Raw genomic sequence first — 25,278 nt, forward strand, 5'->3', positions numbered from 1 at the left:
CTCGGCGCCTGTTTCACGTGAAACATCACCACGGCTTCACTGCCGAAGGCCGCGCCAGCCGCCCTCGTCCACCCCGCCGGGCACCTCCGCCGAAGGCTCGTAGGGCGCACGCGTAAAGACGAACGACCCCAGGTCGAGATGGTCCACGGAACCGTCGGCCCGCCGCACGGCTCGTAGCGTCTCCCCCGCGTAGTAGCCGTCGAGACCAATCCAGCTCCCGTCCGGACGGGCACGGAACCGCGAGCCGCGGCCATTCCCCTTGAGCTGGTACAACTCCACGCCCCGGTCCGCCACCAGCTTCAGACCAAAGCCGGAGGTGCCCCAGTACCAGAGACCGGTCAGCGCAAGAAGCTCAGCGTCCACCTCCGGCAGTGGACGCCAGGGCGCGGGGATGCGCGGCTCCGCGTCGGCCACGATGCCTACGAGATCGGCAGCGACTGCGGCGGCCGACAGCCCCGACGTGGCATTCGCCAGCGCGACCGCGGCCACCCCGTCCTCCACGCTCACCCACAGACCGGCCAGGAACCCGGGCAGCGAGCCCGTGTGCCCGATCAGCGTGCGCCCTTCCGTACGGACGAGCTGCAGCCCGAGCCCGTATCCGCTCTCCCACTCCCCGGCCTCCGGAGGCGCGGAGGGTGCATGCATCTCCCATACGCTCTCCGCGCTCAGCACCCGCTCATCCCCCTCGGCGAGGAAGGCCGCGAAGCGGCAGAGATCGCCGGCGGTCGACCACAGCTGCCCCGCCGGGGCCATCAGGCAGAGGTCCTCGGCCGGTTCGGGCATCATGACGTCGGCCCAGGGGTGCACCGCCCAACCCCCGGCGTGCGGAGCCTGCGCCTGCGTACTCGTACGCCCCATCCCGAGCGGCTCCAGAATCTCGCGCCGCAGCACGGCCTCCCAGGACTCCCCGCGGACCGACTCGATCAGCGAACCCAGCAGCGTGTAACCGGGATTGGAGTAGTGGAACCTGCGGCCGCCGGGATGCAACAGGGGCCGCTCTCCCAGCACATCGCTCAACTCGGGCCGGAGCGAGCCGGGCGTGCGCTCCCACCAGGGCGCCGGGGTCTCGGCGGCCAGCCCCGAGCTGTGACCGAGGAGCTGAGCGATCGTCACCTCACCCACGCCGGTTCCGGGCAGGTGCTTCTCCAGCGGGTCACCCAGATCGAGCAGCCCCTCGTCACGCAGCCGCAGGATCAGCACGGCGGTGAAGGTCTTGGTGATCGAGCCGATGCGGTACTGGGTGTCGGCGTCGGGTTCATGCCCGTCGACGCAGCTGCGGGCACCGCTCCATACGATCCGCCCGTCCCTGACCACCGCCCCTACGAGAGAGGGAGTGCGGCCTTCGGCCTGCGCCACGGCGACGCGGTGAAACAGGGCCCGCTCCGTACTGGGGAGCAGCTCTTCGAATTCTGAGGTCATGGATCAGATCTATCGCTACGAGGGGGCCCGGGGCGACCGGGAATTGCCGGACCATTCGGCCCCACCCGGAATGCCCCCTCGATTCAGTGCAGCGTGAGCGGGGTCTCGGATGCGACGCGGTTCAGCTTCTCGGGGTTGCGGACGTAGTAGAGGCCGGTGATCCGGGCGTCCTCGAGGCGGATCGCCAGGATGCCGTCGATCTCGCCGTCCAGGTGGACGAGCAGGGCCGGGTTGCCGTTGACCACGGTGGGAGCGACGGTGAGCGGGCGTTCGTTCTTGCCGAGACCACCGACCATGAAGCGGGCCACCTTGTCGGCGCCGGTGATCGGCCGCACCGCGGCCTGCTTGATGCCCCCGCCGTCGCCCACCAGGACGACCTCCGGGGCGAGCACGTCAAGGAGCGCTTGCGGGTCCCCGGTTTCGAGCGCGCGCTGGAACGACTCCAGAGCCGCCCGGGTCTCACTGGCAGAGGCCACCCGGCGGGGGCGGCGGGCATCGACGTGCCGGCGGGCGCGGTGCGCGATCTGCCGGACGACCGCCGGGCTCTTGTCGACGGCGTCCGCGATCTCGTCGTAGCCGACATCGAAGACCTCGCGCAGCACGAAGACGGCGCGCTCGGTCGGCGGCAGCGTTTCGAGGACGAGCATCATCGCCATCGACACACTCTCCGCGAGCTCCACCTCCTCGGCCACGTCCGGCGCCGTGAGCAGCGGCTCGGGCAGCCAGGGTCCGACGTACGACTCCTTGCGGCGCTGCATCGTGCGCAGCCGGTTGAGCGACTGCCGGGTCGTGATCCGGACGAGATAGGCACGGTGGTCACGCACCTGAGCCAAGTCGACCTCGACCCACCGCAACCAGGTCTCCTGAAGGACGTCCTCGGCGTCGGCGGCCGACCCGAGCATCTCGTACGCGACGGTGAAGAGCAGATTGCGGTGAGCGACGAAACTCTCGGTCGCAGGGTTGCCGGCGTGCTCGCTCATAGGGCTACCTCCGTGCATGCCTGGGACCTCCGGGAACGCGCTCCGGTCGCTTGTCCTGCGAGGGGTGTCATGAAAACGGGGATCAGGCTGTCCGTTCAGCGACGGCCCGGGCTTCGCCGCGCTTGGCCTGCAGCAGCTGCCGGCGCTTGTCGTCCTTGGCCCACCAGGTGCGCGCACCGGGCTTGCGTGCCTCGTACCCCAGCTGCCAGGGAACGCTCTTGCAGATGAGCTCCTTGATCTTGGCGCCCGGGCGGCCGCCGAGGTAGTACTTCTTGGCGGTGTCGTCCTTGCTGGTGAGCTGAAGGATGCCGGCGCGACGCCCCAGGCTGATGCACTGGCTGACGAACGCCACGTCGATGGGCGCGGGTTGCTCACCGGCGATCCGGCTGAGCACCGTCTCGGCGGCCTGCGGGCCCAGCTGAACCGCGGCCTGGCAGCTCATCCGCAGCGGAAGGTCCGACGGCGCCGCAGAGTCCCCGGCCGCAACGATGCGCTCGTCATCCACGCTGGTCAGCGTCTCGTCCGTGAGCAGACGGCCCAGGGCGTCGGTGCTCAGATCGCTGCGCGCGGCCAGGTCCGGCACACCGAAGCCGGCCGTCCAGATGGTCACCTCGCTCGCCAGCTCACATCCGCCGCTGAGCTGGACGGCATCGCGGGCCACAGCCGTCACCTTTGAGTCGGGGCCTTCGAGCACGGTCACACCGAGCCTGGCCAGCTGCTTCGCGACCGAACGCCGACCCCGAGGGTGCAGGGACGGGCCGAGAACCCCGCCGCAGACCAGGGTCACGCTGCGGCCCGCCTCCGCCAGCTCGGCGGCGGTCTCGATGCCGGTCGTACCGGCTCCGACCACCGTCACCGCGGCCGTCGCGGGCGCGGCGTCGAGGACCGGCCGCAGCCGCTGCACCTCCTCCAGCGTGGCGACGGGATAGCCGAACTCGGCCGCCCCAGGCACCCTCGGGTCAGCGCTGCCACTGCCCACCGCGTAGACCAGGTAGTCGTAACCGACCGTGCCGCCCGACGCCAACGTCAGGCTGCGCCCTGCCGCATCGATCCGTGCCACGGTGTCGACCACCAGCCGGACCCCCTCGGCCAGGACCTTTCGGTACTCGACGACCGCGTCGTCGGACCCAACCACCAGCTGGTGCAGACGGATCCGGTGGACGAAGGTCGCGCGCGGGTTGATCAGCGTCACGGTCACGTCGTCTCGCTGCGTCAGGCGATTGGCCGCCATGACACCGGCGTAACCGCCGCCGATCACGACCACATCGGTGTTCCCGGTCATGGTGTCTCCTCCGGCTTCAGGGGTTCGGCCTCAAGACACCGCCTGGTCAGTCGTTGTGACAGCCTGTGAGACAGATCACTCCACGGGCGGGAGCTCGTGGGCTCGGTACGCAGGGACGCGGCGGCTGCCGGGTCAGAGGGTCTTGACCGTGCCGCCGTCGATGACGTAGTCGGCGCCGGTGATGTTGCCGGCCACGTCGGAGAGAAGGAACGCGATCAAGGCGGCAACCTCCTGTGGCTCGGTGATACGCCCGGTGGTGATGTTGAACGCCTCCGGTATCTGCTGAAGGAACGCGCCGTGCTCGGCCCCGGCCCCGGCCGCCACCTTGCCACCGAAGCCGTCGGGGTCCTCCCAGATGGCTGTGCGGACGACTCCGGGAGAGACGGTGTTGACGCGCACTCCCTGCGGGCCGAATTCCTCGGCCAGGGACTTCCCCAGTGCGGCGAGGGCCGCCTTGGCCGCGCTGTAGGCGACCGGACCGGCGGCGGGCAGCCGGGAGTTGATGGACGAGACGTTGACGATCGCTCCGCGGCGCTCGATCAGGCTGGGCAGTGCCGCGCGGCTGGCGCGAACCGCGCTGAGCAGGTTGAGGTCGAAGATGCGGGTCCACTGAGTGTCGTCGGTGTCGAGGAAGCCGACGGGCTCCACGTCGTCCCCGCCTCCGACGTTGTTCACCAGCAGATCAATGCCTCCCAGCTCTGTGAGGGCGCTGTTCATGAGGGTGGCGACACCGTCGGCAGTACTCAGGTCCGCCGACACCGCGAGCGCTCCGGTGCCCTTCAGCTCGGGCGTGATGGTGCGGGCGGCTCCCACGACCCTGACGCCTTCGGCAGCGAGCGTGCGGACGGTGGCCAGACCAATGCCCCGGCTGGCGCCTGTGACCACAGCAGTCTTGGAGGTGAGGTTGAGATTCATGATGCTCCAGTTCTTGAACTGCGAGTACAAAATCTAGGCAGAAGAAGCCCCGGACCTGGTACGTCCCACGGTCCGGGTCAGAGGGAGTCGATCGTCGCGTCGATCACTCGGGTAAGCCGCTCCGGCCCTTCGGCGACGCGCGCCAGGATTCGCAGGCCAACGACGGTATTCAGCAGAAGGCTGCCCAGCGCGGCAGGGTCGCGCCCGGGTGCGATTTCACCCGCTCGCTGCCCTTCCTCGACCAGCGCCCGGAAGGCATCCTCCGTGCGGTCGAACATGCGGCGGACGAGTTCAGTCGCCACCTCGTCGACCCCCGCGCGTTCCGCCGCCGCGTTCACCGCCATGCAACCGCGACGATCCGGGTCGGCGAGGTCCGTCTCGGCAAGGAGTCTCAGCACCTTACGGAGACGTACCTTGACCGGACCGGACTCCCCGACCAGTTCCACCAGGGCGAGAGCCTGACTGTCGCGATAGCGGTGGAGCGCCTTCTCGAAGAGAGCGTGCTTACTGCCGAAGGCGTTGTAGAGACTGCCCTTGCCGATGCCGAGCGCGTCCGTCAGGTCCTGAGGAGTGGTGGCGGCATACCCCTTCCGCCAGAACACCTCCATGGCCTGGTCGACGGCGATCTCCGGATCGAACTGCTTGGGCCTTGCCATGACCGGAACACTAGCACCGTTCTTGACCTCCAGGTCAAGAACTGTTCCCGCAATCAGGTCGATCAGGTCTGCGCCATGTCGACGAACCGCGAGTAGTGCCCCTGGAAGGCAACGGTGATGGTCGCCGTGGGGCCGTTACGGTGCTTGGCCACGATCAGGTCCGCCTCACCCGCCCGCGGCGACTCCTTCTCGTACGCGTCCTCGCGGTGCAGCAGGATGACCATGTCCGCGTCCTGCTCGATGGAGCCGGACTCACGCAGGTCGGAGACCATCGGCTTCTTGTCCGTACGCTGCTCGGGGCCACGGTTCAGCTGCGAGAGCGCGATCACCGGAATCTCCAGCTCCTTGGCGAGCAGCTTGAGGTTACGGGACATGTCCGAGACCTCCTGCTGACGGCTCTCGGCGCGCTTGGAGCCACCGGACTGCATCAGCTGGAGATAGTCGATGACCACCAGCTTCAAGTCGTTTCGCTGCTTGAGCCGGCGGCATTTGGCGCGGATCTCCATCATCGACAGGTTCGGCGAGTCGTCGATGTAGAGCGGAGCCTGGGAGACATCGGGCATCCGGCGGGCCAGCCGGGTCCAGTCCTCGTCCGTCATCGTCCCGGAGCGCATGTGGTGCAGAGCCACCCGCGCCTCCGCCGACAGCAGACGCATCGCGATCTCGTTGCGGCCCATTTCGAGCGAGAAGATGACGCTGGGCAGATTGTTCTTGATCGAGGCCGCCCGCGCGAAGTCCAGGGCCAGCGTCGACTTACCCATGGCGGGGCGGGCCGCGATGACGATCATCTGGCCGGGGTGGAGACCGTTGGTGAGGGAGTCGAAGTCGGTGAAGCCGGTCGGCACACCCGTCATCTCGCCGCTGCGCGAGCCGATCGCTTCGATCTCGTCGAGCGCGCCCTCCATGATGTCGCCGAGGGGCAGGTAGTCCTCGCTCGTACGCTGCTCGGTGACGGCGTAGATCTCGGCCTGGGCCGAGTTCACGATCTCGTCGACGTCGCCGTCCGCCGCGTACCCCATCTGCGTAATGCGGGTGCCGGCCTCCACGAGCCGCCGCAGGACCGCGCGCTCGTGGACGATTTCCGCGTAGTACGAGGCGTTGGCCGCCGTCGGCACCGACTGGACCAACGTGTGCAGGTAGGAGGCACCACCGACACGGGTGATCTCGCCGCGCTTGGTCAGCTCCGCTGCCACCGTGATGGGGTCGGCCGGCTCGCCCTTGGCGTAGAGATCGAGGATCGCCTGGTAGACGGTCTCGTGCGCGGGCCGGTAGAAGTCATGGCCCTTGATGATCTCGACGACATCGGCGATCGCGTCCTTGGACAGCAGCATGCCGCCGAGAACGGACTGCTCGGCGTCGAGGTCCTGCGGAGGCACCCGCTCGAAGCCGGGGGAGCCGTCGTCCCAGGGGGCGCTCTCCCTGCCGCGCTCGTGCTGCTCGTCGCGGCCACGACCGCGGCCCTCTCCCTGCCGGGGGCGGGAGACAGGAAGACGGTCGCTCGGACCGGTGTCGGCCCAGGGATCGTCCAGGGGCTCGGGGATGCTCACCGGCCACCTCCTCCCGTCCGCTCCGCGGACCCTCGCCGTGGCACTCTTTCTACGGCACGACACTGACAAAACGAATGGCCCGACTCCGCTTCCGGGGAGTCGGGCGCCGGTCCACGGTAGGGCCGCAGGCACCGTCAGCCAATCTGGTTATCCACAGGCCATGTGGACGACGGACCAGATGCTGTGGGTAACTCCACAGATCCTGTGCACGGACCGGGGGACAGCACTGTGGACAAAGTCATAACCGGCCCACCACATCGGCCCTGACCTGCGGATTTTCCATCCACCGGCTGTGCAGGAGAAAAACTTTCCCAGCTGGACCAAGATCAGAACAAACGGCGCACAGCAGAGGCCGCGTCTCACGGGTTGGTAAGGACCCAGGAGCCCTTGCATCTCTTACCTGTGGAAGATTAGATTGCGCCCATGACCCAGGCTCCCGTGGCACCGAACACCGACCGACGACGCCATGACCGCGAGATCATCGCACTCGCCGTTCCCGCCTTCGGAGCCCTCGTCGCCGAGCCGCTCTTCCTGATGGTCGACAGCGCCATCGTCGGCCACCTCGGCACGCCCCAACTCGCCGGACTCGCCATCGCCGCCGCTTTGCTCACCACGGCGGTGAGCGTCTTCGTCTTCCTCGCCTACGCCACCACGGCCGCGGTCGCGCGCCGGGTCGGCGCCGGCGATCCGGGGGCCGCCATCCGCCAGGGCATGGACGGGATCTGGCTCGCCCTTCTCCTCGGCACCGCCGTCATCGCCGTCACCCTGCCCGCCGCCCCCTGGCTCGTCGAGATCTTCGGTGCCTCGGACACGGCCGCCCCCTACGCCACCACGTATCTGCGGATATCCAGCCTGGGCATCCCCGCGATGCTCGTCGTCATGGCCGCCACCGGCGTGTTGCGCGGCCTCCAGGACACCCGCACACCCCTGTACGTCGCGATCGGCGGCTTCGCGGCCAATGCGGCTCTCAACGCCGGACTCGTCTACGGGGCAGGCCTCGGGATCGCCGGCTCCGCCTGGGGCACCGTCATCGCCCAGTGCGCGATGGCCGCCGCCTATCTCGTCGTCGTGGTCCGCGGAGCCCGCAGGCACGGCGCCTCGCTCCGCCCCGATGCCGCAGGCATCCGCGCGAGCGCCCGCGCCGGTGTCCCCCTGCTGGTCCGTACGCTCTCCCTGCGCGCCATCCTGATGATCGCCACCGCCGTGGCAGCCCGTCTCGGCGACACCGAGGTCGCCGCGCACCAGATCATCCTCTCCCTCTGGAGCCTGATGGCCTTCGCGCTGGACGCCATCGCCATCGCCGGCCAGGCGATCATCGGGCGCCATCTCGGCGCCAACGACCCTGCCGGCGCACGGGAGGTCTGCCGTCGCATGGTGCAGTGGGGCATCGTCTCCGGCATCGTTCTGGGAGCCCTGATCGTCGTCGCCCGCCCGCTCCTTCTTCCCCTGTTCACCAGCGACCAGGCGGTTCAGGACACCCTGCTTCCCGCCTTGCTGGTGGTCGCGCTCTCCCAGCCGGTGGCCGGCGTCGTCTTCGTCCTGGACGGTGTGCTGATGGGCGCAGCCGACGGCCCCTACCTGGCCGGGGCGATGCTGGTGACGCTGGCGGTCTTCACCCCCATCGCTCTCCTCGTCCCCGCTCTCGGAGGCGGCCTGACCGCGCTGTGGTGGGCGATGACCCTGATGATGACGGTGCGCATGCTGACGCTGTGGCTGCGCACCCGCTCCGGCCTCTGGATCGTCACGGGAGCTACCCGCTGACGGTCGGAGTCATGTTCCACGTGAAACGTGGGGTTTCACCTGGAACGTACCGTTTCACGTGAAACCGCGGAACAGCGAGAGGGCCGCACCCCTGGGGGGTGCGGCCCTCTCCTTGCTCTGCTGCGCTTACGCGGCGACGACCTCGACGCCGAGGTTCGCGGCAACCTCGGGGTGCAGACGCACGGACACCTGGTGCGAGCCCAGGGTCTTGATCGGCGAACCGAGCTCGACACGGCGCTTGTCGACGTCCGGGCCACCGGCGGACTTGATCGCCGAAGCGATGTCGGCCGGGGTGACGGAGCCGAAGAGGCGGCCGGCGTCGCCGGAGCGAACGGCCAGACGCACCTTCACGCCCTCGAGACGGGCCTTGATCTCGTTGGCCTGCTCGATGGTCGCGATCTCGTGGATCTTACGGGCGCGACGGATCTGCGCAACGTCCTTCTCGCCACCCTTGGTCCAGCGGATCGCGAAACCGCGCGGGACCAGGTAGTTGCGAGCGTAGCCGTCCTTGACGTCGACGACGTCGCCGGCAGCGCCGAGGCCAGAGACCTCGTGGGTCAGGATGATCTTCATGTTGTGGTCACCCTTCCCTTATCGCGCGGTGGACGTGTAGGGCAGCAGCGCCATCTCACGGCTGTTCTTGACGGCCGTGGCGACGTCACGCTGGTGCTGCGTGCAGTTGCCGGTCACGCGGCGGGCACGGATCTTGCCGCGGTCGGAAATGAACTTCCGCAGCATGTTCGTGTCCTTGTAGTCCACGTACGCGGTCTTGTCCTTGCAGAATGCGCAGACCTTCTTCTTCGGCTTGCGCACAGGCGGCTTCGCCATGGTGTATCTCCTGTGTGATCAAGAAGTGGGGGTACGAGCTGCCCCTGGGACGAATCCCGGTGGGACGGATCCCTAGAAGGGAGGCTCGTCCGAGTAGCCGCCGCCGGAGCTTCCGCCCCAGCCGCCACCGCCGCCGCCCTGCTGCTGGCCGCCGGCCGGCGCGCTGGTCGCCCAGGGGTCGTCGGCGGGAGCACCGCCGCCACCCTGCTGGCCACCGCTGGGACCGCCGCCCCAGTTGCCACCGCCCTGCTGCTGGCCACCGCCGTAGCCGCCCTGGCCACCGCGACCGGTGGTCTTGGTGACCTTGGCCGTGGCGTTCTTGAGGCTGGGGCCGACTTCCTCGACATCCAGCTCGTAGACCGTGCGCTTGACGCCCTCGCGGTCCTCATAGGACCGCTGCCTCAGCCGGCCCTGCACGACGACGCGCATGCCTCGCTGGAGCGACTCGGCGACGTTCTCCGCCGCCTGACGCCAGACCGAGCAGGTCAGGAACAGGCTCTCGCCGTCCTTCCACTCGTTGGTCTGACGGTCGAAGGTGCGGGGAGTGGACGCGACGCGGAACTTCGCGACCGCCGCACCGGACGGGGTGAAGCGCAGCTCGGGGTCGTCGACGAGATTGCCGACGACCGTGATGACGGTCTCGCCTGCCATGGGTGAACCTCTCGGCGGGATTGCTTCTGGCTGCTTGCTGCTACTCGGACCCGATGACCTCTGAGCTAGATGCTCAGTGGGTCTCGGGACGGAGGACCTTGGTCCGGAGGACCGACTCGTTCAGGTTCATCTGGCGGTCGAGCTCCTTGACGACCGCAGGCTCGGCCTGCAGGTCGATGACCGAGTAGATGCCCTCGGGCTTCTTCTTGATCTCGTAAGCGAGACGACGACGGCCCCAGGTGTCGACCTTCTCCACCTTTCCGTTGCCCTCACGGACGACGGAGAGGAAGTTCTCGATCAGCGGGGAGACAGCGCGCTCCTCGAGATCGGGGTCGAGGATGACCATCACCTCGTAGTGACGCATGTGGAACCCACCTCCTTTGGACTCAGCGGCCACGGTCGTTCCGTGGCAGGAGGGTCGTGATGCGTGAGCATCGATGTCTACGAGTAAAACAGGCGCCACTGACAATCGGCCTCGACGGGCGAGGGAACGGATGCCGGGCTGCGCAGACACCGGTGCAGACCGTACAGAGTACCCGCTTACCCGCTTCCGGTTGAAATCCGGCGGAGGACGGCCGCACCCTGTACGGAACGGGTGTGTGCGGCGTCACAATGCGCCGCCTTCCGGGAATGCCAGGAGGTGCTTCATGGCACAGACGCAACCGAACCCCACCGGCTCTCTCTTCGCCACCGACGGAAAGCCCCACCCTCTCCAGGACACCCTGACGGCAGTGACTCTGGTCCTCGGTATGGTGGCCTTCGTGACCGCACAGTTCCCCAACCTTCATCTGCTCAGCTCGTGGGCGGGACTGATCGGGATTCTCACCGGTGGGTACGGCCAGTTCATCTCGGTCACGACCCGCGAGCGGTTCCTCACGGTGATCGGCCTCGGCGCCTCGGCGATCGGCTTCTTCCTCGGTATGGCGAACGGCGGGCTCTTCGGTGGCCTGATCGGCTTCTAGCTCCCGTTCGCCTACGGCCACGCGGGGCGCTTCCCGGGCCCAGTAGGCTTCGGCGCGAGAGCCGGAGCCCCTGAACCCATGGGGACACACCTGCCGAGGAGCGCCCCGCATGAGCCTGACCCTGAGGACCATCAGCCGTGAGCAGCATCTGGCATATATCCAGAGCCTGCCCGCGGCGAGTCACTGCCAGGTCCCGGCGTGGGCGGATGTCAAGACGGAGTGGCGCTCGGAGAACCTGGGCTGGTTCAACAAGAACGGTGAGCTCGTCGGAGCCGGCCTCGTCCTGTACCGGCAGCTGCCCAAGATCAAGCGCTATCTGGCCTATCTTCCCGAGGGCCCGGTGATCAACTGGTACGCCCCGAACCTGGACGACTGGCTGCAGCCGATGCTGGCCCACCTCAAGAACCAGGGCGCTTTCTCCGTGAAGATGGGCCCGCCGGTCGTCATCAGACGCTGGGACGCCCCGGCGATCAAGGCCGGTATCCAGGACCCGGATGTCAAGCGCCTGCGTGATGTCGAGGCCACCCACATCGAGCCCCGCGCCTTCGAAGTGGCGGACCGGCTCCGCAAGATGGGCTGGCAGCAGGGCGAGGACGGCGGTGCCGGCTTCGGAGACGTCCAGCCCCGCTACGTCTACCAGGTGCCCCTGGCCAACCGTTCGCTCGACGATGTCCTGAAGGGCTTCAACCAGCTCTGGCGACGCAACATCAAGAAGGCCGAGAAGGCCGGCGTCGAAGTCGTCCAGGGCGGCTACGAGGACCTCGCCGAGTGGCAGCGGCTCTACGAGATCACGGCAGTGCGTGACCGCTTCCGGCCGCGCCCGCTCTCGTACTTCCAGCGCATGTGGACGGTGCTGAACAACGAGGACCCCAACCGCATGCGCCTCTACTTCGCGCGGCACAACGGGGTGAACCTGTCCGCGGCGACGATGCTCGTCGTCGGCGGGCACGTCTGGTACTCGTACGGAGCCTCCGACAACATCGGCCGCGAGGTCCGGCCCTCGAACGCGATGCAGTGGCGGATGCTGCGCGACGCCTACGCCATGGGCGCCACCGTCTACGACCTGCGCGGCATCAGCGACTCGCTCGACGAGACCGACCACCTCTTCGGCCTGATCCAGTTCAAGGTCGGCACCGGCGGCGAAGCCGTCGAATACGTCGGTGAATGGGACTTCCCGCTCAACAAGCTGCTGCACAAGGCGCTCGACATCTACATGTCGCGCCGCTGATCCTTCCGTAGTCTCGCTCATATCTCTGATACACCGCTGCCACCAGAAAGGTTCCGGTCCCGGCCATGGCGCTCTCCCTCTACGTCGACACCGCGCGCTGGCGGGCGCACCAGAAGTCCGTGATCGACCAGTTCCCGGGCCTCGTCCCGGTCTGCAAGGGCAACGGTTACGGCTTCGGCCACGAGCGGCTCGCCGATGAGGCGTCCCGTTTCGGCTCGGACATGCTCGCCGTCGGCACGACCTACGAGGCGGCCCGGATCAAGGACTGGTTCAGCGGAGACCTTCTCGTCCTCACTCCGTTCCGGCGGGGTGAAGAACCGGTTCCGCTGCCGGACCGGGTCATCCGCTCGGTCTCGTCCGTCGACGGCGTGCACGCGCTGGTCGGCGCGCGCGTCGTCATCGAGTGCATGAGCTCGATGAAGCGCCACGGCATCTCGGAGCAGGACCTGGGCCACCTGCACGCCGCCATCGACGACGTACGCCTCGAAGGCTTCGCCCTGCACCTGCCCCTGGACCGCACGGACGGCTCGGACGCGGTCGAAGAGGTCATCGGCTGGATGGACCGGCTGCGTGCCGCCCGGCTGCCCCTGCACACCATGTTTGTGAGCCATCTGCGCGCCGAGGAACTGGCCCGCCTTCAGCAGCAGTTCCCGCAGACGCGGTTCCGCGCGCGGATCGGCACCCGGCTGTGGCTCGGCGACCACGAGGCGACCGAGTACCGCGGTTCCGTTCTCGACGTCACCCGCGTCGCCAAGGGCGACCGCTTCGGCTACCGCCAGCAGAAGGCCGCCTCCGACGGCTGGCTGGTGGTGGTCGCGGGCGGCACCTCCCACGGAGTCGGTCTGGAGGCCCCGAAGGCCCTGCACGGCGTCATGCCCCGCGCCAAGGGCGTGGCCCGGGCGGGCCTGGCCACGGTCAACCGCAACCTGTCGCCGTTCGTCTGGGCGGGCAAGCAGCGCTGGTTCGCCGAGCCTCCGCACATGCAGGTGTCGATCCTGTTCGTCCCGTCGGACTCCCAGGAGCCCAAGGTCGGCGACGAACTCGTGGCCCATCTGCGGCACACGACGACCCAGTTCGACCGTCTGGTCGACCGCTAGGCGGTGGGGGACCCCTCGGTCCCCCATTCGACCCGCGGACCCTCCGCCGTGTGCGCCGCGTGCCGCGCGGGGCGTGCTGCCTCGCCGAACACGATCCTGTCCGGCGCCCGGTCCAGCACCCCTCCCGAGGGGTCGTCGGATCCGTCCTGCCGTACGACGTCCCGTTCCGGCATCAGGATGTCCCAGAGGATCACCGCACACAGGTAGAGCGTCCCCAGCAGATGGACCGCGATCGCCAGTTGGTAGCCCTCCGGCGGGAGCCCCTGGTGCTTGTCGCCGCTCGTCGTGTACGCCAGGTACATCCAGATGCCGAGGAAGTACGTGACCTCGCAGGCCTGCCAGATCAGGAAGTCCCGCCAGCGCGGCCTGGCCAGCGCGGCGAGCGGGATCAGCCACAGCACGTACTGCGGCGAGTAGACCTTGTTGGTGACGATGAACGCCGCGACGAGCAGGAAGGCGAGCTGGGCGAAGCGCGGCCGGCGCGGGGCGCTGAGAGTCAGCGCGGCCACGCCCACGCACGCCAGAGCCACGAGCAGCGTCGCGTACGTGTTGACCGACTCGACCTCCAGCGCCACGCCGGTGCGCTGCGTGATGATCAGCCAGAAGGACCCGAAGTCGACCTGCCGTTCCTCGCTGAAGGTGTAGAACTTCTTCCACCCCTCGGGGGCGAGCAGCATCACCGGCAGATTCACCACCAGCCAGGAGCCCGCCGCGCCCAGCGCGGCCACCACGAACGCCCGGTACTTCCCAGCCCGCACACACAGCACCAGCAGGGGCCACAGCAGCAGCGCCGGATAGAACTTGGCGGCCGTGGCGAGCCCGATGAGGATGCCGAAGGCCAGAGTCCGTCCACGTGACCACATCAGCATCGCCGAGGCCGTGAGGGCCACCGCGAACAGGTCCCAGTTGATGGTCGCGGTGAGGGCGAACGCCGGCGCGAGGGCGACCAGCAGCCCGTCCCAGGGGCGCCTGCGGTGGGTGCGGCTGACGCAGACCGCGATGACCGCGGTGCAGATCAGCAGCATGCCCGCGTTGACCATCCAGTACAGCTGCTCTCGGTGCTGCATGGAGCCGCCGGACGGCGTGAGCCAGGCGGCGACCTGCATGAACAGCCCCGTCAGGACGGGGTATTCGAGGTACTCCATGTCGCCGCTCAGCCGGTTGAAGTAGGGCACGAGCCCGTCGGCGAAACCCCGTCCCAGGAACAGGTGCGGGATGTCGGAGTAGCACGCGTGCGTGTACTGCGAGCTGGTGCCCCGGAACCAGGCCCAGTCGTAGCAGGGGATCTTCTGCACCATGCCCAGCGCGAACATCCCGATCGCGACCAGCGCCACGACCCGGACCGGCGTGAGCCGGCTGCCGCCGGTCCATGCCCAGCGGCCCAGCGGGCCGCCGATCACCTCGCTGCCGGCCGCCGCGACCTCGTCCCGCTGTGTGGGGCACACCACGGGCTGGTCCTGGCGCACGCTCGTCTTCTCTGGGCTCGGCATGCAACACATCCTGCCGTACCGGGCTGTCGGCACGTCCGGGCCTGTGGACAACGGACGAGGGCCGCCGCTCCGGATGTTCTCCGGTGCGGCGGCCCTCGTGGCCGGTGCGGCGACGGGCGTCAGCCCTCCGGGCCGCCGAACCAGCCTCCCGAGTCCTTGCCCGCGTTCCCGTTGCCGTTGCCGCCCGTGGGCGGTGACGGGCTGGTGGTCACACCGCCGTCAGTGGTGCCGCCGTCGGTGGTGCCGCCGTCGGTGACGCCGCCCGTGTCGGTACCGGAGCTGTCACCACCGCCGTCCTGACCGCCGGTGGGCTTGCACTTCCAGTCGAACGGGTCACAGGTGTCGGTCGGTTCGGGCGACCCGGACGGCGACTGCGAGGGCGTCGTGGACGGGCTCTGGGAAGGCGTGGCGGACGGAGCCGAGGCGGTCGGCGTCGGCGTGGGGCTGGGCTGGCCACCGCCGTAGACGGTCTCGGCGTCGTCGAGAGGCTCGGGCTTCGGGAATTCGAGCCTCTCCTGCCCCTTGAGCACGGTCGACATGTAGTCCTTGAAGATGTCCGACGGGAACGACGCTCCGTGGATCTTCTTCTGTCCACCCGTGCCGAACATCTCGAGGAACGCGCGGTTCTTGTTCTCGGCGTTGTCGTCGAGCCGGTACATGTCGATTGCGGTCGACAGCTGGGGCGTGTAGCCCACGAACCAGGCGGACTTGTTGCCGTCGGTGGTGCCGGTCTTGCCGGCGACCTTACGACCCGGAATCCGGGCGTTGGTGCCCGTACCCTTCTCCACGACATCCACCAGCACGTCGGTCACATGGGCCGCGACGTTGGGGTCGAAGTTCTGCTTGGTGCGGTCCTCGTGCTCGTAGACGATCTTCCCGCTCTTCTTGACCTTGGTCACCGAGTACGGGTCGCGCTGCTTGCCGTTGTCGGCGAAGGTCGCGTACGACCCCGCCATGCGGATGGCGCTCGGGTCGGAGATGCCGATGGAGAAGGACGGCACGTCCGCCTCGATCAGGCTGTTCGCCCGCAGGCCGGCATCGATCGCGGCCTGCCTCACCTTGTCAACGCCGATGTCCATGCCCAGCTGGACGAAGGGCGAGTTGGCCGAGTGGACCATGGCTTCGCGCAGGGTGATGTCCTTGTACGACTGCTGACCGTCGTTCGTCTGCAGCCACTCCTTGCCGTTCTCGTCCTGCCAGACGGACCGGTCGTAGTTCTTGATCTTGAGCTTGTTGGCGCCGTTGTACTTGCTCGTGTTGGGGTCGACCTTGGTGCGGCTCTCCAGACCCTGCTCCGGGCCCAGCTCCGGGTCGCGTACGCCCTCCTCCATCGCGGCGGCGAGGACGAACGGCTTGAACGTCGAGCCGACCTGGGCACCGGTCTGGTCGGCGTTGTTCGTGAAGTGCTTGGTCGCGTCCTCACCGCCGTAGATCGCGACGATGGCGCCGGTCTTCACGTCCACCGAGGCCCCGCCGAACTGGACGTGGGTGTCCTTGTCCGGGCGCTTCTCGGCGTCGATGTTCTTCGCGCGGATCTTCGTTACGGCCGCCTCGAGCGCTTCTACCTTGGGCCGCTCGAAGGTCGTGTAGATCTCGTAGCCGCCCGTGGACAGGTCCTTGATGCCCTTGTCGTTGTTGTTGATGAAGTTCGCCTTGGCGAGGTCGACCAGGTAGCCGATCTGGCCGCCGAGTTGCGCGTTCTTCTTCAGACTCTCGACCTTCGGGAGCGTCGTGTACTTGGCGCGCTCCGCGGCGGGGAGGTGACCGTCCTTGACCATCTCGTCGAGGATCCACCGCCAGCGCTTGGTGACGCGCTCGGTGTTGTCCTTCGGAGTGGCGGCCGGGTCGATCTCCGTAGCGCCGGCCGGGTCGTAATACGTCGCACCCTTGAGCAGCGAGGCGAGGAAGGCGCACTGGCTCGGGTCGAGCTCGGAGGCGTCCTCGTTGAAGTATGTACGGGCGGCGGCCTGGATTCCGTAGGCTCCGCGCCCGTAGTACGAGGTGTTCAGATAGCCCGCCATGATCCCGGGCTTGTCCACCTCCTCGCCCACCTTCATCGCGATGAACAGTTCCTGGAACTTCCGGCTGAGGGTCTGGGACTGGTCCCCGAGCCGTGCGTTCTTCACGTACTGCTGCGTGATGGTCGAGCCGCCCTGGGTCTGCTGGCCCCTGGCCATGTTGAACAGGGCCCGGCCGATACCCATCGGGTCGATACCGCGGTCGGTCTTGAACGTCTTGTTCTCGGCGGAGATCACCGCGTTCTGCATCGCGGCGGGGATCTGCGCGATCGGAATGATCTGCCGGTTGACCTCGCCGCCGGTGGCGGCCATCTGCGTACCGTCGGCCCAGTAGTAGACGTTGTTCTGCGCCTCCGCGGCCTTCTGCGGATTCGGGATCTCCACCATGGCGTACGCGATCGTCCCGGCCGTCATCACAGTGGCGATGAACCCGAGCGTGAGCCCGCTCACGAGCTTCCACGACGGCACCCAGCGCCGCCACCCGTACTTGTTGTGACGCGGATAGTCGATCAGCCGCTTCTTCCCCGGGGCGCCACCGCCCCGGCCGCGTCCCGGTCCACCCGGACCACCGCCACCGCGGCGGCCGCCACCCGGTCCGCCATGACCCGCGCCACCGCCCTCGGCGGCCCTTCTGCGGCCCCCACCACCGCGCTGGGCGGCGCGGCGGGCTTCGGCGCGGCCGCCGTACGTCGGCTCCTCCTGCCCGTACGCGTCGGAAGGGGATCCGGTGCTGGCGCCCTGTGACGGGGCTGCGCGGCGGCCTGAGGGCTGGGCGGCGCGCCTGGCCGCGGCACGTCCGCCACCCTGCGGTTGCGGCTGTTTGCGACGGTGCTCGCTCATCGAACGACTACTCCTCGGGCAGGCGAAAACGCCTGGAAGCGGCAGTTGAGATCCGGTCCCCCCGAAATACATACGGACCAGCCCACGAACAGGCTCATCCGTGATGCATCCAGGACAACGACGCTCCCTGGCGTCACTCGGTTCCCGGTGGTCGGCATGCCGCACAGACTACGCACGACCAAAACCCACCTAGGGGCAAAATTCACCCGAAAACAGGCAACTCGATTACTGCGAATTGGCGATGTGACGCCGGTCACGATGGCCGCACTTGTCGCGGCAGGACCGCCGTTCTATCGTCTTGATGTATCGAGTCGATACATCAAGACGGCATAAAGACCGAGGAAGGCGGAGGAGGCGATCGATGAGCAGACGCTCCGGCATCCTCGAGTTCGCCGTTCTCGGCCTGCTCCGCGAGGCCCCGATGCATGGGTACGAGCTGCGCAAGCGGCTCAACACGTCCCTGGGGATCTTCCGGGCCTTCAGTTACGGGACCCTCTATCCCTGCCTCAAGACGCTTGTCGCCAACGGCTGGTTGATCGAAGAGCCGGGCAGCGCCCTTGAGGACGCCCTCGCCGCCTCCCTCGCGGGCCGCCGTGCCAAGATCGTCTACCGGCTGACGGCGGAGGGTAAGGAGCACTTCGAGGAGCTCCTCTCCCACACCGGTCCCGACACCTGGGAGGACGAGCACTTCGCGGCCCGCTTCGCCTTCTTCGGACAGACGGAGCGCGAAGTGAGAATGCGGGTGCTGGAGGGCCGGCGCAGCCGGCTGGAGGAGCGTCTGGAAAAGATGCGCTCCTCCCTCGCCCGCACACGCGAGCGCCTCGACGACTACACGCTTGAGCTGCAGCGCCACGGAATGGAATCCGTGGAGCGCGAAGTGCGCTGGCTGAACGAGCTCATCGAGAGCGAGCGCGCGGGGCGGGATCGGCGACGACCCCTTTCCGTCGGTGACGCCGCTCAGCAGGACAGCACAACTGGAGAAGCGGACGGCCTGCCCCGGCACCGGGACGCGGTATCCCCCGAGGGGAGTCCCCCGGGAGACCTCGACCCGCCGGATCCGTCCGATGACACCACCAAGTGAGCCCCTGCATCCACGCAGGGTCTCGTACGAGAACAAACAGGGAGCAACCGGAATGGGTTCGGTTCGCGTAGCCATCGTCGGCGTGGGCAACTGCGCCGCCTCGCTGGTGCAGGGCGTCGAGTACTACAAGGACGCCGACCCGGCCGGCAAGGTGCCGGGTCTGATGCACGTCCAGTTCGGCGACTACCACGTCCGGGACGTCGAGTTCGTGGCCGCCTTCGATGTCGACGCGAAGAAGGTCGGCCTCGACCTCGCGGATGCCATCGGCGCCAGCGAGAACAACACCATCAAGATCTGCGACGTGCCGTCCACGGGCGTGAAGGTGCAGCGCGGCCACACCCTCGACGGTCTGGGCAAGTACTACCGCCAGACCATCGAGGAGTCCGCCGAGGCCCCCGTCGACGTCGTCCAGATCCTCAAGGACAAGCAGGTCGACGTCCTCGTCTGCTACCTGCCCGTGGGCTCCGAGGACGCTGCGAAGTTCTACGCGCAGTGCGCCATCGACGCCAAGGTCGCCTTCGTCAACGCTCTCCCGGTCTTCATCGCCGGCACCAAGGAGTGGGCGGACAAGTTCACCGAGGCCGGTGTCCCGATCGTCGGTGACGACATCAAGTCCCAGGTCGGCGCCACCATCACGCACCGCGTCATGGCGAAGCTGTTCGAGGACCGGGGCGTCATCCTGGACCGCACGATGCAGCTCAACGTCGGCGGCAACATGGACTTCAAGAACATGCTCGAGCGCGAGCGCCTGGAGTCCAAGAAGATCTCCAAGACGCAGGCCGTCACCTCCCAGATTCCCGACCGGGAGCTCGGCGAGAAGAACGTCCACATCGGCCCGTCCGACTATGTGGCGTGGCTGGACGACCGCAAGTGGGCGTACGTCCGCCTCGAGGGCCGTGCCTTCGGCGACGTCCCGCTGAACCTGGAGTACAAGCTCGAGGTGTGGGACTCCCCGAACTCGGCGGGCGTCATCATCGACGCCGTGCGTGCCGCGAAGATCGCCAAGGACCGTGGCATCGGTGGCCCGATCCTCTCCGCGTCCTCGTACTTCATGAAGTCGCCGCCGGTCCAGTACTTCGACGACGAGGCCCGCGAGAACGTCGAGAAGTTCATCAAGGGCGAGGTCGAGCGCTAAGGGCTCGTCTCCGCTTGGCTGTTGAGGGTCCCCGTGGCGTATACCCGGGGGCCCTCTTGCTGTGTGACGCTTGCCCACATGCCTGTCGTACGTGATCTGCGCGTACTCCTGCGGCTGACGAACTTCCGCCGCCTGCTCGCCGTCCGGCTGCTCTCACAGGCGGCCGACGGTGTCTACCAGGTCGCGCTCGCCACGTACGTCGTCTTCTCGCCGGAGCGGCAGACCTCTCCCGGCGCGATCGCCTCGGCGATGGCCGTACTGCTGCTGCCGTATTCCCTGATCGGTCCCTTCGCCGGCGTCCTGCTGGACCGCTGGCGGCGCCGCCAGGTCTTCCTCTACGGAAACCTGCTGCGGGCCGCGCTCGCCGCCTGCACTGCTCTGCTGATCATCGCCTCGGTCCCCGACTGGCTCTTCTACGCCTCCGCTCTCACCGTCACGGCCGTCAACCGCTTCGTTCTGGCGGGGCTCTCCGCCGCCCTGCCTCGCGTCGTGGACGAGGAACGGCTGGTGGTGGCCAACTCCATCTCACCCACCGCGGGAACCCTCGCCGCGACAGCCGGTGGCGGGCTCGCCTTCGCCGTACGGGCGGTCTCCACCGGCTCCGACGCCATGGTGGTGCTGCTGGGTGCCGCGCTCTATCTCAGCGCCGGACTGGCCGCGCTGCGCATGGGGCGGAACCTGCTCGGCCCCGATCCGGAGTTGGTACAGCCGCGGCTGACCGCCGCGGTGGCCTCGACAGCCCGCGGCCTGGTGAGCGGGCTGCGCCATCTGTCAGAGAGACGTGTCGCCGCACGAGCACTTGCGGCGATGACGCTGCTGCGCTTCTGCTACGGCGCGCTGACGGTGATGGTCCTGATGCTCTGCCGCTATGCCTGGTCGGCAACGGAGTCGGAGGGGCTGGCGCTGCTCGGCATGGCAGTGGCGATCTCGGGGGCGGGATTCTTCACCGCGGCGATCATCACACCGTGGGCAGTCGGCCGACTCGGAAACTACGGCTGGGTGGCGATGTGCGCGGGGGTGGCCGCGGTTCTCGAACCGGCCCTCGGCCTGCCGTTCACTCCCGCGCCGATACTCATCGCCGCGTTCGTCCTCGCAGTCATCACTCAAGGGGCGAAGATCGCCACGGACACCGTCGTACAGACGTCCGTCGACGACGCCTTCCGCGGCCGAGTCTTCTCGCTCTACGACGTGCTCTTCAACGTCGCCTTCGTCGGCGCCGCGGCCGTCGCTGCCGCGATCCTGCCGCCGGACGGCAGATCGATCCCGCTCGTACTCGGGGTCGCTGTCGTCTATGCCGCCGTGGCCACAGCGATGACTCGCTGGCGCGAGCGGTGATGTTTCACGTGAAACACCACCCCTCACCTAACGGGCGCGAGCCATGTTTCACGTGAAACATGGCTCGCGTGAAACACGGCACAGGCGGGCTCAGCTCTGGGCTGCCCACCAGTCCTTGAGAGCGGCGACAGCGGCCTCGTGTTCCATCGGCCCGTTCTCCAGCCTCAGCTCCAGCAGGACCTTGTAGGCCTGGCCGATGACCGGGCCGGGGCCGACTCCCAGAATCTCCATGATCTGGTTGCCGTCCAGGTCGGGCCGGATCGAGTCCAGCTCCTCCTGCTCCTTGAGCTCAGTGATGCGCTCCTCGAGGCCGTCGTAGGCCCGCGACAGAGCGCTCGCCTTTCGCTTGTTCCGCGTGGTGCAGTCCGAACGCGTCAGCTTGTGCAGCCGCTCCAGCAACGGCCCTGCATCGCGCACGTACCGTCGCACCGCCGAGTCGGTCCACTCGCCGGTGCCGTACCCGTGGAAGCGAAGGTGCAGCTCCACCAGCCGGGAGATGTCCTTGACCATCTCATTGGAGTACTTGAGAGCAGTCAGCCGCTTCTTGGTCATCTTGGCGCCGACGACCTCGTGGTGATGGAAGGAGACCCGTCCATCGGTTTCGAAGCGCCTCGTCCTCGGCTTGCCGATGTCGTGCAGCAATGCGGCCAGGCGCAGCACAAGATCCGGCCCCGCCACCTCAAGATCGATCGCCTGATCCAGCACGGTCAGTGAGTGCTCGTATACATCCTTGTGCCGGTGATGCTCATCGCTCTCCAGTCGAAGCGCCGGCAGTTCGGGGACGAAATGTGCGGCAAGTCCGGTGTCGACGAGCAGGCCGAGGCCCTTGCGGGGGTGCGCGGAGAGAATCAGCTTGTTGAACTCGTCACGGATCCGCTCAGCGGAAACGATCTCGATCCGGTCGGCCATCTCCGTCATCGCGGTGATGACCTCAGGGGCCACCTCGAAGTCCAGCTGCGCGGCGAAGCGCGCGGCCCGCAGCATGCGCAGCGGATCGTCCGTGAAGGAGTCCTGCGGAGCGCCGGGGGTGCGGAGCACCCGCGCGGCGAGGTCCTCCAGGCCGCCGTACGGATCGATGAATTCCTTCTCGGGAAGGGCGACCGCCATCGCGTTCACCGTGAAGTCCCGACGGACGAGGTCTTCCTCGATGGAGTCGCCGTAGGAAACCTCCGGCTTGCGCGAGGAGCGGTCGTACGCTTCGGAGCGGTACGTCGTGACCTCGATGAGGTAGCCGTCCTTCTGCACGCCGACGGTGCCGAAGGCGATGCCCACCTCCCAGACCGAGTCCGCCCACGGCCGGACGATCTTCAGGACGTCCTCGGGGCGCGCGTCGGTGGTGAAGTCAAGATCATTGCCGAGCCTGCCGAGCAGTGCGTCCCGGACCGACCCTCCGACCAGGGCGAGGCTGAACCCCGCCTGCTGGAATCGGCGGGCGAGATCGTCGGCGACAGGGGACACCCGCAGCAGCTCACTGACCGCGCGGCGCTGCACCTGGCTCAGTGCAGTCGGGTTGTCTTCGTTGGCGTTCGGCACAACAGAAAAGGGTACGTGCCCGCGCCCGGGGGAGCTTCCCGGTTTCGCCCCGGACTGCCGCTCTTCCGATCATGTGGAGCAGTCCCCAGCACTTCGACACGGCGCACCTCGTTACCATGCGTGGACGCACCAAGCGACACCGAACAACGCCAACAGACGACGAGGGACGGACGAGCGCGTGGCCGAGGCGGCAGACTTCCAGGGGATGAGTCCCTCTCCTGCCCGCCGGTGGCTGCGGCGGACAGCCGCCCTTCTGGCGGGTACACCGCTGCTGGCCGGTCTTCTGTACGTACCGGTCGCCCCACCCGCCCACGCCGCGGACAGCGTCTCCGGCTCCCGTACCGTCGACGTGTCCTTGGGCACTCTTTCTCCCGCCGTGCCTGTGAAAGACAACACCCTCACCATCACGGGCACGGTGACGAACAAGGGCAAGGAGACCGTCACAGCGGCGCACGTCGATCTGCACGTGGGGCCGCGTATGTCAGGTCGCGCCGAGATCCACGAAGCGTCCGAGCGCACCGGTTACTCGCCGGAGAGCGACGCCCGGCAGCTCGGCGGCCGCTACACCGTGAAGTTCTCCCGGCTGGCGTCCGGCATAAGCCAGGACTTCGCGCTGACCGTCCCGGTCGCCAAGCTCGGGCTCGACGAGGGCGGTGTGTACCAGCTCGGCGTGTCTCTCTCCGGACGGACACCGAGCCGGCCTGACGACCAGGTGCTGGGCATCGAGCGGACCTTCCTGCCCTGGCAGCCCGAGGCCACCAGCAAGAAGACCCAGCTCACCGTCCTCTGGCCGCTCATCTCCACCACTCACCTCTCTGTGGAGACCCGGCCGGACGAGCAGCAGACCCCCGTCTTCGAAGACGACAATCTGGCCGCGGAGCTCGCCCCCGGGGGCCGACTCGAGCAGCTGGTCTCGCTGGGCAGCGAACTGCCCGTGACCTGGGTGGTCGATCCGGACCTGCTGGCCACGGTCGACGCGATGACCCGGAACTACGAAGTCAGAAATGGGCCGGACAGTACGGTCCCCGGCCGGAACCAGGCCGTCGCCAAGAAGTGGCTGAGCTCCCTCGAAGCAGCGGTGCAGGACCGCGAGGTCGTGGCCCTGCCGTTCGCCGACCCCGACCTCGCCTCCCTCGCGCATCGCGGGAAGGACGTCTCCGGGTCCCTCAGCCAGCTGCAGCCCGCGACCGCCGTGGCCGAGACCACCGTAGAGACGATCCTCCATGTGAAGCCGTCCATCGACTTCGCCTGGCCCGTGGAAGGCGCGATCGACCCGTCGATCGTCGACGTCGCGACCTCGGCCGGCGCCCACAAGATCATCGCTCGGAGCGACAGCCTCCGGGAGACCGGGCCGGTGTCGTACACACCGTCGGCAGCGCGGCCCATCGGCGGCGGCACCACGGCGGTCGTCGCGGACGACAGACTCTCCACCGCGTTCCTCGGGGACATGAGCCAGGCGGAGGATTCCACCCTGGCGGTGCAGGAGTTCCTGGCCCAGACACTGGCACTGACGCTTCAGGCACCGGCCAAGCAGCGAAGCATCGTCGTCGCTCCGCAGCGGATGCCCAGCGCCTCCCAGGCGCAGGCCATGGCGAACGCGCTGCACGGCCTCACCGGCCAGCGGTGGTCCCAGCCCCTCGGTCTGATCGCCGCCGCTGCGGCGACGCCCGACCCCGACGCCACGACCCGGGTCCCCTCGGCCTCCCAGTACCCGGACTCACTGCGCGCACGGGAGCTTCCGCTCCAGACCTTCCAGGACATCAAGTCCACCCAGGGGACCCTCGACAACTTCAAGGTCATCCTCACCGCTCCGGACCGGGTCGTGACGCCGTTCGGCAACGCGCTCAACCGGGAGATGTCCACGTCCTGGCGCGGCAGGACGAGCGCGGCGGCCGCGTACCGCAGCGAAGTACAGACTCACCTGGAGAAACTCACCGCAGAGGTCCGGCTCATCCAGAAGTCGGCGGTGACGCTGTCCGGCCGCAGTGCCACGATCCCCGTGACCGTGCAGAACAAACTGCTCCAAGGCGTCGACGACCTCGTGCTGCGGCTGAAGTCGTCGAACCCCACCCGCCTCAAGCTCGACGACGGCAGCATGGTCGCGGAGCAGCAGATCAAGATCGAGGGCGGACACAGCCAGTCGGTGAAATTCGCGGCCGCGGCCAACGCCAACGGCCCGGTACAGGTGACCGCACAGCTCTACACCAAGGACGGCAAGCCGTACGGCGGCCCGATGACATTCACGGTCAAGGTGTCTGAGATCACCCCGACCGTGATGCTCGTGATCGCCGGCGGCGTGCTGCTGCTCGTCCTCGCGGGCGTCAGGATGTATACCCAGCGCAAGCGCGCGGCGGCCCGTGAGGAGGCCGCTACGGCCGAAGAGGGTGACAGCGCCGAGCAGCCGAGTGACCCGACGCCGGACACCGGACCCGAAAGCGGCGACCCGTCGGGCACGGGTGAGAAAGTGGACCGTTGAGCTATGTCGTGGCCGGTCGGCCGGGGACGATGAGGTGGGGTAAC

Annotated in this window: 21 protein-coding genes; 8 read left to right on the forward strand and 13 right to left on the reverse strand. The window is 68.0% G+C overall.

Annotated features, from left to right (window positions below; genetic code table 11):
* Nucleotides 1-36: 36 nt before the first annotated feature.
* The 6 genes from ABT342_RS06380 to dnaB form a co-directional block, all read right to left on the reverse strand.
* Complete coding sequence (locus ABT342_RS06380; RefSeq protein WP_351567811.1) at nucleotides 37-1,419, reverse strand: serine hydrolase domain-containing protein; 1,383 nt, start codon at nucleotides 1,417-1,419, stop codon at nucleotides 37-39.
* Between the two features lie 83 nt (nucleotides 1,420-1,502).
* Nucleotides 1,503-2,399 (reverse strand): RNA polymerase sigma-70 factor, encoded by an 897-nt coding sequence (locus tag ABT342_RS06385; protein ID WP_351567814.1) that lies wholly within the window; start codon nucleotides 2,397-2,399, stop codon nucleotides 1,503-1,505.
* 82 nt (nucleotides 2,400-2,481) lie between these two features.
* Nucleotides 2,482-3,681, reverse strand: a complete 1,200-nt coding sequence (locus tag ABT342_RS06390) for an NAD(P)/FAD-dependent oxidoreductase (protein ID WP_351567817.1) — start codon at nucleotides 3,679-3,681, stop codon at nucleotides 2,482-2,484.
* 132 nt (nucleotides 3,682-3,813) lie between these two features.
* On the reverse strand, nucleotides 3,814-4,596 hold the full coding sequence (locus ABT342_RS06395; RefSeq protein WP_351567820.1) for an oxidoreductase: 783 nt from the start codon (nucleotides 4,594-4,596) through the stop codon (nucleotides 3,814-3,816).
* Nucleotides 4,597-4,673: 77 nt separating this feature from the next.
* Nucleotides 4,674-5,252 carry a TetR/AcrR family transcriptional regulator gene (locus ABT342_RS06400; protein WP_351567824.1) on the reverse strand — a complete coding sequence of 193 codons (579 nt, stop codon included), beginning with the start codon at nucleotides 5,250-5,252 and terminating at the stop codon, nucleotides 4,674-4,676.
* Between the two features lie 62 nt (nucleotides 5,253-5,314).
* Nucleotides 5,315-6,799, reverse strand: coding sequence for a replicative DNA helicase (dnaB, locus tag ABT342_RS06405; RefSeq protein ID WP_351567827.1), 1,485 nt, complete (start codon nucleotides 6,797-6,799; stop codon nucleotides 5,315-5,317).
* A gap of 423 nt (nucleotides 6,800-7,222) precedes the next feature.
* On the opposite strand from dnaB, the gene ABT342_RS06410 reads away from it, so the two are divergent.
* Nucleotides 7,223-8,560 (forward strand): MATE family efflux transporter, encoded by a 1,338-nt coding sequence (locus tag ABT342_RS06410; protein WP_351567829.1) that lies wholly within the window; start codon nucleotides 7,223-7,225, stop codon nucleotides 8,558-8,560.
* Between the two features lie 126 nt (nucleotides 8,561-8,686).
* Here ABT342_RS06410 and rplI read toward each other — a convergent pair whose 3' ends face one another.
* From rplI to rpsF, 4 genes are all read right to left on the reverse strand, one after another.
* Nucleotides 8,687-9,133 carry a 50S ribosomal protein L9 gene (gene rplI / locus ABT342_RS06415; protein ID WP_351567832.1) on the reverse strand — a complete coding sequence of 149 codons (447 nt, stop codon included), beginning with the start codon at nucleotides 9,131-9,133 and terminating at the stop codon, nucleotides 8,687-8,689.
* Between the two features lie 18 nt (nucleotides 9,134-9,151).
* Entirely contained in the window at nucleotides 9,152-9,388 is a 237-nt protein-coding gene (gene rpsR / locus ABT342_RS06420; protein WP_005315025.1) for a 30S ribosomal protein S18, read from the reverse strand.
* A 72-nt stretch (nucleotides 9,389-9,460) separates the two neighbouring features.
* Nucleotides 9,461-10,039, reverse strand: a complete 579-nt coding sequence (locus ABT342_RS06425; protein ID WP_351567834.1) for a single-stranded DNA-binding protein — start codon at nucleotides 10,037-10,039, stop codon at nucleotides 9,461-9,463.
* Nucleotides 10,040-10,112: 73 nt separating this feature from the next.
* Nucleotides 10,113-10,403 carry a 30S ribosomal protein S6 gene (rpsF, locus tag ABT342_RS06430; RefSeq protein WP_004950685.1) on the reverse strand — a complete coding sequence of 97 codons (291 nt, stop codon included), beginning with the start codon at nucleotides 10,401-10,403 and terminating at the stop codon, nucleotides 10,113-10,115.
* Between the two features lie 283 nt (nucleotides 10,404-10,686).
* Between rpsF and ABT342_RS06435 the strand changes: the two genes are divergently transcribed.
* The 3 genes from ABT342_RS06435 to ABT342_RS06445 all read left to right on the forward strand — a co-directional run bounded on the left by ABT342_RS06435 (nucleotide 10,687) and on the right by ABT342_RS06445 (nucleotide 13,326).
* On the forward strand, nucleotides 10,687-11,001 hold the full coding sequence (locus tag ABT342_RS06435; RefSeq protein WP_351567836.1) for a hypothetical protein: 315 nt from the start codon (nucleotides 10,687-10,689) through the stop codon (nucleotides 10,999-11,001).
* A gap of 109 nt (nucleotides 11,002-11,110) precedes the next feature.
* Entirely contained in the window at nucleotides 11,111-12,229 is a 1,119-nt protein-coding gene (locus tag ABT342_RS06440; RefSeq protein WP_351567838.1) for a lipid II:glycine glycyltransferase FemX, read from the forward strand.
* Between the two features lie 65 nt (nucleotides 12,230-12,294).
* Nucleotides 12,295-13,326 (forward strand): alanine racemase, encoded by a 1,032-nt coding sequence (locus tag ABT342_RS06445; protein WP_351567841.1) that lies wholly within the window; start codon nucleotides 12,295-12,297, stop codon nucleotides 13,324-13,326.
* Here the strand turns inward: ABT342_RS06445 and ABT342_RS06450 are convergent.
* The gene (locus tag ABT342_RS06450) at nucleotides 13,323-14,816 is read right to left on the reverse strand and encodes a glycosyltransferase family 87 protein (protein WP_351567843.1); all 1,494 of its coding nucleotides are present in this window, start codon (nucleotides 14,814-14,816) and stop codon (nucleotides 13,323-13,325) included. The genes ABT342_RS06445 and ABT342_RS06450 overlap by 4 nt on opposite strands.
* 119 nt (nucleotides 14,817-14,935) lie before the next feature.
* On the reverse strand, nucleotides 14,936-17,674 hold the full coding sequence (locus ABT342_RS06455; RefSeq protein WP_351567845.1) for a transglycosylase domain-containing protein: 2,739 nt from the start codon (nucleotides 17,672-17,674) through the stop codon (nucleotides 14,936-14,938).
* Between the two features lie 361 nt (nucleotides 17,675-18,035).
* On the opposite strand from ABT342_RS06455, the gene ABT342_RS06460 reads away from it, so the two are divergent.
* From ABT342_RS06460 to ABT342_RS06470, 3 genes are all read left to right on the forward strand, one after another.
* Nucleotides 18,036-18,755, forward strand: a complete 720-nt coding sequence (locus ABT342_RS06460; protein WP_351567848.1) for a PadR family transcriptional regulator — start codon at nucleotides 18,036-18,038, stop codon at nucleotides 18,753-18,755.
* A gap of 52 nt (nucleotides 18,756-18,807) precedes the next feature.
* Nucleotides 18,808-19,890, forward strand: a complete 1,083-nt coding sequence (locus ABT342_RS06465) for an inositol-3-phosphate synthase (RefSeq protein ID WP_351567851.1) — start codon at nucleotides 18,808-18,810, stop codon at nucleotides 19,888-19,890.
* A 78-nt stretch (nucleotides 19,891-19,968) separates the two neighbouring features.
* Nucleotides 19,969-21,225, forward strand: a complete 1,257-nt coding sequence (locus ABT342_RS06470) for an MFS transporter (RefSeq protein ID WP_351567854.1) — start codon at nucleotides 19,969-19,971, stop codon at nucleotides 21,223-21,225.
* Between the two features lie 90 nt (nucleotides 21,226-21,315).
* Here the strand turns inward: ABT342_RS06470 and ABT342_RS06475 are convergent, their stop codons facing one another.
* Nucleotides 21,316-22,758 (reverse strand): CCA tRNA nucleotidyltransferase, encoded by a 1,443-nt coding sequence (locus ABT342_RS06475; RefSeq protein WP_351567857.1) that lies wholly within the window; start codon nucleotides 22,756-22,758, stop codon nucleotides 21,316-21,318.
* Nucleotides 22,759-22,936: 178 nt separating this feature from the next.
* Between ABT342_RS06475 and ABT342_RS06480 the strand changes: the two genes are divergently transcribed.
* On the forward strand, nucleotides 22,937-25,234 hold the full coding sequence (locus tag ABT342_RS06480; protein ID WP_351567860.1) for a DUF6049 family protein: 2,298 nt from the start codon (nucleotides 22,937-22,939) through the stop codon (nucleotides 25,232-25,234).
* Nucleotides 25,235-25,278: the final 44 nt, after the last annotated feature.

This window comes from Streptomyces sp. NPDC000410, from assembly GCF_040300305.1.
In the GTDB taxonomy this organism is placed as follows: Bacteria; Actinomycetota; Actinomycetes; order Streptomycetales; family Streptomycetaceae; genus Streptomyces.

Excerpts from the sequence above, each read along its gene's own strand:
- ABT342_RS06380 (WP_351567811.1), bottom strand. The coding sequence starts at position 1,419 with ATGACCTCAGAATTCGAAGAGCTGCTCCCCAGTACGGAGCGGGCCCTG.
- ABT342_RS06385 (WP_351567814.1), bottom strand. The coding sequence starts at position 2,399 with ATGAGCGAGCACGCCGGCAACCCTGCGACCGAGAGTTTCGTCGCTCAC.
- ABT342_RS06390 (WP_351567817.1), bottom strand. The coding sequence starts at position 3,681 with ATGACCGGGAACACCGATGTGGTCGTGATCGGCGGCGGTTACGCCGGT.
- ABT342_RS06395 (WP_351567820.1), bottom strand. The coding sequence starts at position 4,596 with ATGAATCTCAACCTCACCTCCAAGACTGCTGTGGTCACAGGCGCCAGC.
- ABT342_RS06400 (WP_351567824.1), bottom strand. The coding sequence starts at position 5,252 with ATGGCAAGGCCCAAGCAGTTCGATCCGGAGATCGCCGTCGACCAGGCC.
- ABT342_RS06410 (WP_351567829.1), top strand. The coding sequence starts at position 7,223 with ATGACCCAGGCTCCCGTGGCACCGAACACCGACCGACGACGCCATGAC.
- rplI (WP_351567832.1), bottom strand. The coding sequence starts at position 9,133 with ATGAAGATCATCCTGACCCACGAGGTCTCTGGCCTCGGCGCTGCCGGC.
- rpsR (WP_005315025.1), bottom strand. The coding sequence starts at position 9,388 with ATGGCGAAGCCGCCTGTGCGCAAGCCGAAGAAGAAGGTCTGCGCATTC.
- ABT342_RS06425 (WP_351567834.1), bottom strand. The coding sequence starts at position 10,039 with ATGGCAGGCGAGACCGTCATCACGGTCGTCGGCAATCTCGTCGACGAC.
- rpsF (WP_004950685.1), bottom strand. The coding sequence starts at position 10,403 with ATGCGTCACTACGAGGTGATGGTCATCCTCGACCCCGATCTCGAGGAG.
- ABT342_RS06435 (WP_351567836.1), top strand. The coding sequence starts at position 10,687 with ATGGCACAGACGCAACCGAACCCCACCGGCTCTCTCTTCGCCACCGAC.
- ABT342_RS06440 (WP_351567838.1), top strand. The coding sequence starts at position 11,111 with ATGAGCCTGACCCTGAGGACCATCAGCCGTGAGCAGCATCTGGCATAT.
- ABT342_RS06445 (WP_351567841.1), top strand. The coding sequence starts at position 12,295 with ATGGCGCTCTCCCTCTACGTCGACACCGCGCGCTGGCGGGCGCACCAG.
- ABT342_RS06450 (WP_351567843.1), bottom strand. The coding sequence starts at position 14,816 with ATGCCGAGCCCAGAGAAGACGAGCGTGCGCCAGGACCAGCCCGTGGTG.
- ABT342_RS06455 (WP_351567845.1), bottom strand. The coding sequence starts at position 17,674 with ATGAGCGAGCACCGTCGCAAACAGCCGCAACCGCAGGGTGGCGGACGT.
- ABT342_RS06460 (WP_351567848.1), top strand. The coding sequence starts at position 18,036 with ATGAGCAGACGCTCCGGCATCCTCGAGTTCGCCGTTCTCGGCCTGCTC.
- ABT342_RS06465 (WP_351567851.1), top strand. The coding sequence starts at position 18,808 with ATGGGTTCGGTTCGCGTAGCCATCGTCGGCGTGGGCAACTGCGCCGCC.
- ABT342_RS06470 (WP_351567854.1), top strand. The coding sequence starts at position 19,969 with ATGCCTGTCGTACGTGATCTGCGCGTACTCCTGCGGCTGACGAACTTC.